Annotated in this window: 11 protein-coding genes; 10 read left to right on the top strand and 1 reads right to left on the bottom strand. The window is 69.5% G+C overall.

Annotation, left to right across the window (positions count from 1 at the left end; genetic code table 11):
- Nucleotides 1-118 precede the first annotated feature (118 nt).
- Both ACIPY8_RS16565 and ACIPY8_RS16560 read left to right on the top strand, forming a co-directional pair.
- On the top strand, nt 119-1234 hold the full coding sequence (locus tag ACIPY8_RS16565) for a heme A synthase (RefSeq protein WP_400820527.1): 1116 nt from the start codon (nt 119-121) through the stop codon (nt 1232-1234).
- Nucleotides 1235-1314: 80 nt separating this feature from the next.
- The gene (locus tag ACIPY8_RS16560; RefSeq protein WP_400820524.1) at nt 1315-1782 is read left to right on the top strand and encodes a hypothetical protein; all 468 of its coding nucleotides are present in this window, start codon (nt 1315-1317) and stop codon (nt 1780-1782) included.
- On the opposite strand, the gene ACIPY8_RS16555 is transcribed toward ACIPY8_RS16560, so the two are convergent.
- Nucleotides 1728-2633: a heme o synthase gene (locus ACIPY8_RS16555; protein ID WP_400820522.1), complete on the bottom strand. Its 906-nt coding sequence runs from the start codon at nt 2631-2633 to the stop codon at nt 1728-1730. The two genes, ACIPY8_RS16560 and ACIPY8_RS16555, sit on opposite strands and share 55 nt — an antisense overlap.
- Nucleotides 2634-2792: 159 nt before the next feature.
- On the opposite strand from ACIPY8_RS16555, the gene ACIPY8_RS16550 reads away from it, so the two are divergent.
- From ACIPY8_RS16550 to pgl, 8 genes are all read left to right on the top strand, one after another.
- The gene (locus tag ACIPY8_RS16550) at nt 2793-3329 is read left to right on the top strand and encodes a hypothetical protein (RefSeq protein WP_400820520.1); all 537 of its coding nucleotides are present in this window, start codon (nt 2793-2795) and stop codon (nt 3327-3329) included.
- The gene (locus ACIPY8_RS16545; protein ID WP_400820517.1) at nt 3317-4132 is read left to right on the top strand and encodes a hypothetical protein; all 816 of its coding nucleotides are present in this window, start codon (nt 3317-3319) and stop codon (nt 4130-4132) included. The genes ACIPY8_RS16550 and ACIPY8_RS16545 overlap by 13 nt, the downstream gene beginning before the upstream one ends.
- Before the next feature lie 230 nt (nt 4133-4362).
- On the top strand, nt 4363-6462 hold the full coding sequence (gene tkt, locus ACIPY8_RS16540; RefSeq protein ID WP_400820515.1) for a transketolase: 2100 nt from the start codon (nt 4363-4365) through the stop codon (nt 6460-6462).
- Nucleotides 6463-6475: 13 nt separating this feature from the next.
- On the top strand, nt 6476-7588 hold the full coding sequence (gene tal, locus ACIPY8_RS16535) for a transaldolase (RefSeq protein ID WP_400820512.1): 1113 nt from the start codon (nt 6476-6478) through the stop codon (nt 7586-7588).
- Nucleotides 7585-9192 (top strand): glucose-6-phosphate isomerase, encoded by a 1608-nt coding sequence (locus ACIPY8_RS16530; RefSeq protein WP_400820510.1) that lies wholly within the window; start codon nt 7585-7587, stop codon nt 9190-9192. The genes tal and ACIPY8_RS16530 overlap by 4 nt, the downstream gene beginning before the upstream one ends.
- A 20-nt stretch (nt 9193-9212) precedes the next feature.
- The gene (zwf, locus tag ACIPY8_RS16525; protein ID WP_400820508.1) at nt 9213-10763 is read left to right on the top strand and encodes a glucose-6-phosphate dehydrogenase; all 1551 of its coding nucleotides are present in this window, start codon (nt 9213-9215) and stop codon (nt 10761-10763) included.
- Nucleotides 10760-11695, top strand: a complete 936-nt coding sequence (locus ACIPY8_RS16520) for a glucose-6-phosphate dehydrogenase assembly protein OpcA (protein ID WP_400820505.1) — start codon at nt 10760-10762, stop codon at nt 11693-11695. The genes zwf and ACIPY8_RS16520 overlap by 4 nt, the downstream gene beginning before the upstream one ends.
- The gene (gene pgl / locus ACIPY8_RS16515) at nt 11695-12480 is read left to right on the top strand and encodes a 6-phosphogluconolactonase (RefSeq protein ID WP_400820502.1); all 786 of its coding nucleotides are present in this window, start codon (nt 11695-11697) and stop codon (nt 12478-12480) included. Before ACIPY8_RS16520 ends, pgl begins: the two co-directional genes overlap by 1 nt.
- Nucleotides 12481-12483: the final 3 nt, after the last annotated feature.

The raw sequence follows: 12483 nt of genomic DNA, 5'->3' as shown, positions 1-12483 counted from the left end.
GCGCCTAAACTGTTGACGATGCTTCAGCGCGGTCAGCGCTCATCGCAACAATCCGATTCTACAGGTTCCGCCTGACGACAGGGCCGCCCGCCGTGTCCGCTGCGGTTCGGAGACACCAATGCCCGAGACCTCCATCGCGTCCTCCTCCCCCGCCCTCGCACCGGCGTCCGCGCGCGCCGACGTCTGGGGGCGGATGCTGCGGATCTTCGCGTGGCTCTCGTTCCTCACCGAGACGATCATCATCGGCACGGGTGGCGCCGTCCGCCTCACGGGATCCGGACTCGGATGCTCCGAGTGGCCGCTGTGCACGCCCGAGTCGCTCGTGCCGATCTATGCCGATCAGGGCATCCACGGTCTCATCGAGTTCGGCAACCGCCTGATGACCGGCGTGGTGGGCGTGATCGCACTCGTCGTCGTCCTGCTGGTGCTGTTCACGATCGGCGGGGCTCGGACTCTGGTGCGCACGCTCTGGTTCGCGGTCGGCGGCATCGTCGCGGCGGCCGTGGCCTACCTGATCGTCTCGCAGTTCTTCGAGCACGCGTTCCCCGTCGCGACGGGCGTGCTGCTGCTCGCGGTGATCGCCGCCGCGGTGCACTCCACGCGCACCGCACCGGATCGACGCGACCTCTACACCCTCGCCTGGATCGTGCTCGTGGGCGTCGTCGCGCAGGCCCTGGTCGGCGGCATCACCGTGCTCACCGGCCTCAACCCGTTCATCGTCGGGTTCCACTACACGTCGTCGCTGCTCCTCGTCTGCGTGACCGCCGCGTTCCTGTCGCGCCTGCACGCCGTCCCCGGACCGCGTGAGCGGGTCGTTCCGCAGTGGTTCGCGATCCTCAGCCACGTCACGGGCCTCGCGCTCGCGGTGACGATCGTGTTCGGAGTGCTGACCACGGGCTCCGGTCCGCACTCGGGCGACGCCGACGTGCTGCGTCACGGCTTCGACGCGACCGTCCTCGCACACGTGCACTCGTGGCCCGGTTACATCCTCGCGGCACTCGTGCTCGCCCTCACGGTGTCGGCCTGGGTGCTCAAGCTCGAACCGCGGAAGTGGCTGCTGGTGCTCGTGATCGCGATCGCCGTGCAGGTCGGCGTGGGCGTGTGGCAGGCCCGCGAGGGACTCCCGCCGCTGCTCGTCGGCATCCACATGGTGCTCGCCTCGCTGTCGGCCGCGACCTACACGATCGTCGTGCTGCACCTGAAGAAGTCCACGGCCGCGATCGACCGCGTCTGACGCGTCCGCGAGCTCTGCGCACAGTGCACGCATAGCTGGCACATCAGCGCCTCATCACTCGCTCCTGCATCGTGGCGGGCATGAACAAGTCACTCACACGCAGCATCGGCTTCTGGCTCCTCCTCGTGCTCTCGCTCGCCACGGCGGGCGTCGGCGGCTGGCTCGTCACCGGCCAGGTGGGGTCGATGACCAGCACGCTGCTCGACAACACCGCGACGGGCGTCGATGTCTACGTGGGTCAGTCGCTCATCGTCGTCGGCTCGGTGCTCCTGGGCGCCGGGATCATCGGCATCCTTCTCTCGGTCGCGCTCACCGCCGTGCAGGCGATGCTCCCCGCTCCGACTCCGGTCGTCGTCGAGCCCATCGACTGGACCGCCGAGGAGCCCGCCCCCGAGGCGCCCGCTGAGACGACCGTCGCCGAGACGGTCGACACCACCGCGGCAGACGGGTCAGCGGATGCGGTCGTCGAGACGACCGACGACGAGGACGAGTCTCAGAAGGGCAGCAGCGGGTCGACCGCGACCGCGACGAAGATCAGCGTCAAGTAGGTGATCGAGGCGTGGAACACCCGCATGGGCCGCGCCTCGTTCCCCCGCACGGCCTGGTTGTACAGGCGGTGCGACTCGTAGATGAACCATCCGCCGAACACCAGGGCGGAGACGGTGTAGACGAGGCCCATGTTCGCGATCGGGATCAGCAGCAGCGAACAGGCGATGGTCGCCCAGGCGTACAGGATGACCTGGAGACCGACCTGCGAGGCGTTGCGCGTCACGCCGAGCATGGGCACGTCGACATCGTCGTAGTCGTCCTTGTACTTCATCGACAGCGGCCAGTAGTGCGGCGGCGTCCACAGGAAGATCAGGGCGAAGAGGATGAACGCCGGCCAGTCGAGCGACCCCGTCACGGCCGACCAGCCGATCAGCACGGGGAAGCACCCGGCGATGCCACCCCAGATGATGTTCTGCTCGGTGCGGCGCTTGAGGATCATCGTGTAGATCACGACGTAGAAGAAGATCGCGAAGGCGGAGAGAGAGGCGGCCAGCCAGTTCGTCGTCGCGAGGAGCCAGACGGTCGACAGGATCGCGAGCGTCCACGAGAAGATCAGTGCTCCGCGCGGCGTGATCTCGCCCGTCACGAGGGGGCGGCTCGACGTGCGGTGCATGTGCGCGTCGATGTCGCGGTCGAGGTACATGTTGAACGCCGCAGCGGACCCGGCGCTCATGGCGCCGCCGATGACGGTCGCGAGCACGAGCCACATGTTCGGGAGCCCGCCCTGGGCCAGGAACATGACGGGAACGGTCGACACGAGCAGCAGCTCGAGGACGCGCGGCTTGGTGAGGGCGACGTACGCCTTCACGGTACGACCGAAGGTCTTCTTCACAACGGTCTGATCAGACATCGTCGAGATCTCGATCGCCTCCTCCGCACACGTCACGACAGCATTTCCCAGTCTACGACACGCGCGAGGGCGTCCCGGGCACGACCACTCCCGCTGGTCGAGGATCCGACCTGTGGATAACGCGGACGCGGGCCCGGCCGATCCGACTACCGTGACCGGATGCTTCTCCGCCGCCGCCTCTCGCTCATCGCCATCGGCGCACTCGCGGTCGGCGGGATGCTGTCCGGGTGCGCCCCGTCCCCCGCACCGACACCGACCCCCACGCCCGCATTCGCGAGCGACGAAGAGGCCTTCGCTGCCGCCGAGGAGGTGTACCGGGCGTACATCGCGGCACTGAACGCTCGAGCCGCCGGGAGGTCCATTCCAAACCCGCGCAACTACCTCATCGGACGGGCGCTCGAAAGCGACATTGATGGACAGGAGTATCTCGACGGCAACGGACTGAGCCTGCAGGGAACTGTGGCGGTCACGGACCTAATCCTTGGTCACGTTGAACACATGACGACCGGCGTCCAAGTGTCCGCAACGGCATGCATCGACCTTTCAGAGTCCGAAACGCTCGACCAGGACGGTGACATCGTGACACCGATCGATCGACCATCCGTGATCGCGCAAGCGGTCAGATTTGTCTACGTCGATACGTCATTCCTGATCACAGAAGAGACTGAAGCCGAGGCGACTTCGTGCGCCTCATAACCACCGCCTCTATAGCGGCGAGCCTCGTGATGGCCGCGTCCGCCGCAGTCCCCGCTTCTGCTGCATGCTCGACGGGCGAGCGAGCAGCCCTCGGAACTTGCGCCTCGACCGACGGCACGGCGCTCACGATCTCGGGCACGAAGCAGCAGCCCGGCGGGCCGCCCGCGTCGGGGCGTCCTCGGAACGGCGACCGCCCGACGGACCCCGCACCCACTGACCCGCGGTCCGACCTCGAGCGATGCCTCGACGACTGGGAGTTCGCGACCTGCTTCGAGCGCGTGCGCAATCAGCCGAATACACCTGCCCCTCCCCCGGGCGTCCCGGCCGTGACGATCGCCGATCTCGCCCGATTCGCACCGCCGCCCCTCGCCGCGTCGACGGAGCCCGGTGACGTCGCGATCGTGGGGATGCCCGCGAACTTCGTCGGCGCCGCGTCCATGCAGACCGTCTCCGGCACGCTGTTCGGCCTGCCGATCACGGTGCGCTTCACCCCCGTGGGGTACGACTACACGTACGGCGACGGCGCCTCGGCATCGCTGAGCGAGCCCGGTCGCACATGGGCCGCGCTCGGTCAGGCGCAGTTCACCGCGACGCCGACGAGCCACGTCTATAGCGAGCGCGGCACGTATCGCGCCGACGTCGACGTGCGGTACTCGGCGGAGGTCGATCTCAGCGCCGGATGGTTCCCGGTCGCCGGGGAGATCCGCACGGACGGACCGGCGCGCGACATCCGCGTTCTCGAGGCGAGAACCGCCCTCGTGGCGCACACGTGCGCGGAGAATCCGGGCGCACCCGGCTGCTGAGACATCGCGTCCCGCCGGCCGTGGGACGCGATCCCACGGCATCCCGGATCACCCAGCCCAAGAGGGAATTACCCGACTCTCCCGACGTTGTAAAGGGAGGAAACGGCGTCCACCCCCGGCGCTATGCTGGGGGGACTCGCGCGCCCGGCGCACATCCACCTTCTCCGTGACGAAGCGGACCGCGATGCGGTGATCCGGGCGCTATCGAACTGTTGAAGAAGGGCTTCACCGTGTCGGAATTGCAGTGGGATGAGATCGATCGGCGCGCGGTGGACACCGCTCGCGTGCTGGCTGCGGACGCCGTGGAGAAGGTGGGCAACGGCCACCCCGGCACCGCGATGAGCCTGGCTCCCGCCGCGTACCTGCTGTACCAGCGCGTGCTCCGTCACGACCCGACCGACGTCGATTGGCTCGGCCGCGACCGCTTCATCCTCTCCGCGGGTCACTCCTCACTCACCCAGTACGTGCAGCTCTATCTCGGCGGCTTCGGTCTCGAGCTGAGCGACCTGGAGGCGCTGCGCACGTGGGGCTCGCTCACGCCGGGCCACCCCGAGTACGGCCACACCAAGGGCGTCGAGATCACGACCGGCCCGCTCGGACAGGGGCTCGCCTCGGCCGTCGGCTTCGCGTACGCCGCCCGCTACGAGCGCGGCCTGTTCGACCCCGAGGCCGCCGAGGGCACGAGCCCCTTCGACCACCACATCTACGTGATCGCCGGCGACGGCGACCTGCAGGAGGGTGTGACCAGCGAGGCCGGTTCGCTCGCGGGTCACCAGCAGCTCGGCAACCTCATCGCGATCTACGACTCCAACCAGATCTCCATCGAGGACGACACGAACGTCGCCTTCACCGAGGACGTCGCGAAGCGCTACGAGGCCTACGGCTGGCAGGTGCAGACGGTCGACTGGAAGAAGACCGGCGAGTACGTCGAGGACGTCGCCGAGCTCCACGCCGCCATCGAGGCCGCCAAGGGCGAGACCTCGAAGCCGTCGCTCATCATCCTTAAGACCATCATCGGCTGGCCGTCGCCCGGCAAGCAGAACTCCGGCAAGATCCACGGCTCCGCCCTCGGCGCCGACGAGCTAGCCGCCACGAAGAAGGTCCTCGGCTTCGACCCCGAGAAGAGCTTCGTGGTCGCGGACGACGTCATCGAGCACACGCGTGGCCTCGCCGCCCGTGCCGCCGAGGAGCGCGCCGCCTGGCAGGAGTCGTTCGACGCCTGGGCCGCTGCGAACCCCGAGCGCAAGCAGCTCCTCGACCGCCTCGAGGCCGGCGAGCTCCCCGAGGGCATCGGCTCCGCCCTCCCCGTGTTCGAGAGCGGCAAGGACGTCTCCACGCGCGCCGCTTCCGGCCAGGTCATCAACGCCCTCGCCGCGGAGCTCCCCGAGCTCTGGGGCGGATCCGCCGACCTCGCCGAGTCGAACCTCACCACCATCAAGGGCGCCAGGTCGTTCATCCCGGCCGAGTGGTCGACGCACGAGTGGTCGGGAAGCCCTTATGGCCGGGTGCTGCACTTCGGTATCCGCGAGCACGCCATGGGCGCCATCGTCAACGGCATCGTCCTGCACGGCAAGACGCGCGCCTTCGGCGGCACGTTCCTCATCTTCAGCGACTACATGCGCCCGCCGGTGCGTCTCGCCGCCCTGATGAACGTCCCCAGCATCTTCGTCTGGACGCACGACTCCGTCGCCCTCGGCGAAGACGGCCCCACGCACCAGCCGGTCGAGCAGCTCGCGACGCTCCGTGCGATCCCGAACTTCACCGTCGTGCGCCCCGCCGACGCGAACGAGACCTCGGCCGCGTGGCTCGAGATCCTCCGCCGCACCGAGGGTCCCGCCGGCATCGCGCTGACCCGTCAGAACATCCCGGTGTTCGAGCGCGGCGAGGGCGCGGCATCCGGTGATGTCTTCGCGTCGGCCGACAACGTCTCGAAGGGCGCGTACGTGCTCGCCGAGGCCCCGAACGGCACGCCCGACGCGATCATCGTCGCCACCGGCTCCGAGGTGCAGCTCGCGGTGAACGCGCGCGCCGAGCTCGCGAAGGAGGGCGTCAACGTCCGCGTCGTCTCCGCTCCCTCGCTCGAGTGGTTCGACGAGCAGGACGCCGCCTACCGCGAGTCCGTGCTGCCGAAGAGCGTCACCGCGCGCGTCTCCGTCGAGGCGGGCTCCGTGCTGAGCTGGCGCGGCATCGTGGGCGACCGCGGCCGCTCGGTCGGCATCGACCACTTCGGCGCGTCCGCCGACTACAAGACCCTTTTCGAGAAGTTCGGGATCACCACGGAGGCCGTCGTCGCGGCCACGCGCGAGACCCTGGCCGAGAACGCCCACTGATCAAGGAGAACTCATGAGCACCCCCACCGCAGACCTCGCAGCAGCCGGCGTCAGCATCTGGCTCGACGACCTGTCGCGCACGCGCATCTCCTCCGGCAACCTGCAGAGCCTCATCGACACGAAGAACGTCGTGGGCGTCACCACGAACCCGACGATCTTCGCGAACGCGATCACCGACAAGAACGACACCTCGTACGACGCTCAGGTGACCGAGCTCGCCGCGTCCGGCGCGAGCGCCGAGGAGGCCGTCTTCGCGGCCACGACGCAGGACGTCGCTGCCGCTCTCGACGTCTTCCGCCCCGTGTGGGAGGCCTCGGACCACGTCGACGGCCGCGTGTCGATCGAGGTCTCCCCCGACCTCGCGCACGACACCGCGGGAACCGTCGCGTCGGCCAAGGAGCTGTGGGCCAAGATCGACCGCCCCAACCTGCTCGTCAAGATCCCCGCGACCAAGGCGGGCCTCCCGGCCATCGCCGAGGCGATCGGCGCCGGCATCAGCGTCAACGTCACGCTGATCTTCAGCCTCGAGCGCTACGCCGAGGTCATCGAGGCGTACCTCACGGGCCTCGAGACCGCGAAGGCCGCCGGCATCGACCTGTCGACGATCCACTCCGTGGCGTCGTTCTTCGTGTCGCGTGTCGACACCGAGACCGACAAGCGCCTCGCGGCGATCGGCACCGACGCGGCCGAGGCCCTCAAGAGCAAGGCCGGCCTCGCGAACGCCCGTCTCGCGTACGAGCTGTTCGAGCAGAAGTTCGCCGAGGAGCGCGCACAGTCCCTCGTCGCCGCCGGCGCCAACCCGCAGCGCCCGCTGTGGGCGTCGACCGGCGTCAAGGACCCGGCGCTCCCCGACACGCTCTACGTGACCGAGCTCGTCGCACCCGGCGTCGTCAACACGATGCCCGAGAAGACCCTCGACGCGACCTTCGACCACGCGGTCGTCACCGGTGACACGATCACGGGCGGCTACGACGAGGCCCGCGAGGTCTTCGCCGGTCTCGCCGAGGCGGGCATCGACTTCGACGACGTCACGCAGGTGCTCGAGGACGAGGGCGTCGCCAAGTTCATCGACTCGTGGCACGACCTCCTCGGTCAGGTGACCGAGGCGCTGGAGGCGCAGCGATGACATTCGCGATCCACGCGTCGGGAGCGGCGCGTGTCGCGATCGACGAGGCCGTTCCGGCGCTCGTCCGCGATCTGGTCGCTTCGCGCCTCACCGGCGGCGACTCCACCCTGTGGGGTCCCGCCGCGGAGGCCGAGGCGGCGATCCGGCTCGGATGGGTCGAGGCGGTCTCCGTCTCGCGTCCGCTTGTGTCCGAGATCATCGCTCTGCGCGACGAGCTGCGGGGCCACGGCGTCACCCGGGTCGTGCTCGCGGGCATGGGCGGCTCCTCGCTCGCTCCCGAGGTCATCGCGCAGACGGCGGGTGTGCCCCTGACGATCCTCGACTCCACGGCCCCCGGCCAGGTGCTCTCGGCACTCGACGACGGTCTGCAGGAGACGGTCCTCGTCGTGTCCTCCAAGTCCGGGTCCACCGTCGAGACCGACTCGCAGCGCCGCACGTTCGAGGCCGCCTTCCGCGATCTCGGCATCGACCCCGCCACGAGGATCGTCGTCGTCACCGACCCGGGCTCTCCGCTGGAGGCCTCGGCCCGCGAGGCCGGCTACCGCGTCTTCACCGCCGACCCGAACGTGGGCGGCCGCTACTCGGCGCTCACCGCGTTCGGTCTCGTCCCCTCGGGGCTGGCCGGCGTCGACATCGACGAGCTCCTGAACGAGGCCGAGGCATCGCTGCTGGAGGTCGCGGTCGACTCCGCCGAGAACCCCGCGCTGCGTCTGGCCGCCGCGATCGCCGCGACCTCGCCGCGGCGCGACAAGCTCGGGCTGATCACCGACGGCACGCACATCAAGGGCCTGCCCGACTGGATCGAGCAGTTGATCGCCGAGTCGACCGGCAAGGACGCCACCGGCATCCTGCCCGTCGTTCTGCTGCCCGTCTCCCCCGAGCTCGACGCACAGCCCGCCGACCTGCAGATCGTGCGCCTGGTCGACGACGCCGACGAGTTCCACCTGCGTGAGCGTCACCAGGGCGAGATCCTCGTGAGCGGCACGCTGGGCGCGCAGTTCATCGTGTGGGAGTACGCGACGGCGATCGCCGGGCACCTGCTCGGCATCGACCCGTTCGACCAGCCCGACGTCGAGTCCGCGAAGGTCGCCGCACGCGGCCTCCTCGACGCGCGGCCAGAGCCCACGGCTCCGGCGTTCGTCGAGAACGGCGTCGAGGTGCGCGTGTCGGATCCCGCGCTGGCGTCGTCCGGCACGATCGAGGGCACGATGGATGCGCTCTGGGCGCGCCTCGCCGACGACGGCTACGTCTCGATCCAGGCGTATGTCAATCGTCTCGACCTGCCCCAGCTGCAGGGACTCCGCGAACTCGTCGCGGCCGACTCCGGTCGCCCGACGACGTTCGGCTGGGGCCCTCGGTTCCTCCACTCGACCGGCCAGTATCACAAGGGCGGTCCCGCGCAGGGCGTGTACCTCCAGATCCTGGAGCGCACCGATGTGGATCTCGAGATCCCCGAGCGTCCGTTCACCTTCGGACAGCTCATCGAGGCGCAGGCAGCCGGCGACGCCGCTGTCCTCGCCGAGCACGGTCGTCCGGTCGTCTCCCTGACGATCACCGACTCGTCGGCCGACGTGCTCACCCTCTTCGAAGCAGCTCAGAAGTAACTCAGGAGAATCCCCCGCTGATGTCCGTTCCCATCTCGCGCGCGCACAACCCGCTGCGCGACCCCGATGATCGCCGTCTCAACCGGATCGCGGGGCCCAGCGCCCTCGTGATCTTCGGTGTGACCGGAGATCTCTCCCGCAAGAAGCTCATGCCGGCCGTGTACGACCTGGCCAACCGCGGTCTGCTGCCGCCCGGGTTCGCGCTCGTGGGCTTCGCTCGTCGCGATTGGGAGGACCAGGACTTCGCGCAGGTCGTGTACGACGCCGTGAAGCAGCACGCTCGCACCCCGTTCCGCGAGGAGACGTGGGCGCAGCTGCTGCAGGGCATCCGCTTCGTGTCGGGCGAGTTCGACAACCCCGAGTCGTTCCGCAAGCTGCGCGAGACGGTCGATCAGCTGGACGTCGAACGCGGCACGATGGGCAACCACGCGTTCTACCTGTCGATCCCGCCGAAGGACTTCCCGCTCGTCGCGAAGCAGCTCAAGGAGTCGGGCCTCGTCGGTGGCGAGGATGACGACGACGAGTGCTGGCGCCGCGTCGTGATCGAGAAGCCGTTCGGACACGACCTCGAGTCGGCTCGCGAGCTGAACGCCGCGCTCGAGGTGGCGTTCGCGCCGGACTCGATCTTCCGCATCGACCACTACCTCGGCAAGGAGACGGTCCAGAACATCCTGGCTCTGCGCTTCGCGAACGAGCTGTACGAGCCGATCTGGAACCGCAACTACGTCGATCACGTGCAGATCACGATGGCCGAGGACATCGGCGTCGGCGGCCGTGCCGGCTACTACGACGGTGTCGGCGCCGCGCGCGACGTCATCCAGAACCACCTCTTGCAGCTTCTCGCGCTCACCGCCATGGAGGAGCCCATCAGCCTGTCGGCCGCGCACCTGCGCGCCGAGAAGGAGAAGGTCCTCGCGGCGGTGCACGTGCCGGACGACCTGTCCCTCGCGACCGCCCGCGGGCAGTACGCCGGCGGTTGGCAGGGCGGCGAGCAGGTCACCGGGTTCCTCGACGAGGACGGCATGAACCCGCAGTCCGCGACCGAGACCTACGCGGCCATCAAGCTCGAGATCGACACCCGCCGCTGGGCCGGAGTGCCGTTCTACCTGCGCACCGGCAAGCGCCTGGGTCGTCGTGTGACCGAGGTCGCCGTGGTGTTCAAGCGCGCTCCCGAGCACCTGTTCGGCCGCTCCAACGCGTCCGAGCTGGGGCAGAACGCTCTCGTGATCCGCGTGCAGCCCGACGAGGGCGTGACGATCCGCTTCGGGTCGAAGGTCCCCGGCAACGGCACCAACGTCCGCGACGTGACCATGGACTTCGGCTACGGCCACGCGTTCACCGAGGCGAGCCCCGAGGCGTACGAGCGACTGATCCTCGACGTGCTCCTGGGTGACCCGCCCCTGTTCCCGCGTCACGAGGAGGTCGAGCTCTCCTGGAAGATCCTCGACCCCGTGGAGAAGTTCTGGGCCGCCGAGGGCGGCCCCGTGGATCAGTACGCACCCGGTTCGTGGGGTCCGGCATCCGCCGACGACCTCTTGGCCCGCGACGGACGAGTCTGGAGACGACCGTGATCATCGACCTTCCCGACACGACCGTCAGCCAGGTCGCCAAGCAGCTCGTCAAGGTGCGCGAGGAGGGCGGCGCCGTCGCCCTCGGACGCGTCCTCACCCTCGTGATCTCGGCGCGCAACGGCGTGGCCGAAGCTGCCATCGACGCCGCGAACGACGCCTCGCGCGAGCACCCGATGCGCGTCATCGTGCTCACCACGGGCGACGGCGAGGCACACCTCGACGCGCAGATCCGGGTCGGCGGCGACGCCGGAGCGAGCGAGGTCGTCGTGCTGCGCGCATACGGCGCCGCCGCGAGCAACGAGGAGAGCCTCGTCACCGGTCTGCTGCTGCCCGACGCCCCCGTGGTGGCGTGGTGGCCCGAAGAGGCCCCGACCTCGCCGGCGACCTCGCCGCTCGGCAGGATCGCGCAGCGTCGCATCACGGACGCCGCGACCTCGCCGGACGTGCGCGACCGTCTCGCCCTCCTCGGACGTACGCATGCTCCGGGAGACACCGACCTCGCGTGGACGCGTCTGACGCACTGGCGCGAGCAGCTCGCCGCGGTGCTCGACCAGCCGCCGTACGAGGAGGTCACCGGTGTCGAGGTGCGCGGCGCGTCCGCCTCGCCGTCGACCGCCCTCCTGGCCGCATGGCTGCAGATGGCGCTCGAGGTCCCGGTCACGTGGTCGTACGAGAACCCGAAGGACTGGGAGGAGGGCATCAAGTCGGTGCGCCTCACCCGCGCGTCCGGCGACATCCTGCTCGAGCGTCCCGCGCCGGGCGACGCCGTGCTCACCCAGCCCGGTCAGCCCGACCACGACCTGCACCTGCCGCGGCGCACGCTGCGCGAGTGCCTCGCCGAGGAGCTGCGTCGCCTCGACCCCGATGTCCTGTACGGTCGAGTGATCACCGAGGGCTGGGAGAAGCTGGGTCCGCCCGAGACAGGAGCATGATGTCGTCGCAGTCAGCGCCCGCAGAGAAGCGGGTCGTGGTCGAGGCCACTCCCGCCGCCGTCGCCGAGCGGGTCGCTGACCGGTTCCTGACACGTCTTCGCGCTCGCACGCGCAACGGCCGCATCGCCCACGTCGCCCTCACGGGCGGTTCGATGGGCGGTGCGGTCCTGCGCGCCGCGCTCGAGCATCCGCGGACCGCATCGATCGACTGGTCGCTCGTGCACTTCTGGTGGGGGGACGAGCGCTTCGTGCCCCGGGGGGACGCGGATCGCAACGCGGTCCAGTCCCGTGCGGCACTGCTCGACCACATCGACGTGCCCGCCGAGAACATCCATGAGGTGGCTCCCTCCGACGAGGGCATGACCCTCGACGAGGCCGCAGCGGCCTATGCGGCGGAGCTCGCACGCTTCGGCACCGACGAGCACCCGTGGCCCTCCTTCGCGGTGTGCTTCCTCGGAGTGGGGCCGGACGGACACATCGCGTCGCTCTTCCCCGACCGCCCGGAGGTCACCGTCACCGATGCCGCCGCGCTCCCGGTGCGGAACTCGCCGAAGCCGCCGCCGGAGCGTGTGACGCTCACCCGCCCGGTGCTGAACGCCTCCAAGCGCGTGTGGCTCGTGCTCACGGGCACCGACAAGGCGTCGGCGCTCGGCCTCGCACTCGCGGGAGCCAGCTACTCCAGCGTCCCCGCTGCGGGCGCCAAGGGCCGCAAGCGCACGGTGTTCTTCGTCGACGAGGCTGCCGCGTCCGAGGTCTCCCCCGACCTCATCGATCAGTCCTACTGACCG

Origin of the sequence: Microbacterium sp. NPDC089696, assembly GCF_044749125.1 — a bacterium.
Classification (GTDB): domain Bacteria; phylum Actinomycetota; class Actinomycetes; order Actinomycetales; family Microbacteriaceae; genus Microbacterium.
This window is presented reverse-complemented; position numbering and strand designations above follow the sequence as displayed.

Coding starts and splice junctions, on each gene's coding strand:
- ACIPY8_RS16565 (WP_400820527.1), top strand. CDS start 119: ATGCCCGAGACCTCCATCGCGTCCTCCTCCCCCGCCCTCGCACCGGCG.
- ACIPY8_RS16560 (WP_400820524.1), top strand. CDS start 1,315: ATGAACAAGTCACTCACACGCAGCATCGGCTTCTGGCTCCTCCTCGTG.
- ACIPY8_RS16555 (WP_400820522.1), bottom strand. CDS start 2,633: ATGTCTGATCAGACCGTTGTGAAGAAGACCTTCGGTCGTACCGTGAAG.
- ACIPY8_RS16550 (WP_400820520.1), top strand. CDS start 2,793: ATGCTTCTCCGCCGCCGCCTCTCGCTCATCGCCATCGGCGCACTCGCG.
- tal (WP_400820512.1), top strand. CDS start 6,476: ATGAGCACCCCCACCGCAGACCTCGCAGCAGCCGGCGTCAGCATCTGG.
- ACIPY8_RS16530 (WP_400820510.1), top strand. CDS start 7,585: ATGACATTCGCGATCCACGCGTCGGGAGCGGCGCGTGTCGCGATCGAC.
- zwf (WP_400820508.1), top strand. CDS start 9,213: ATGTCCGTTCCCATCTCGCGCGCGCACAACCCGCTGCGCGACCCCGAT.
- pgl (WP_400820502.1), top strand. CDS start 11,695: ATGTCGTCGCAGTCAGCGCCCGCAGAGAAGCGGGTCGTGGTCGAGGCC.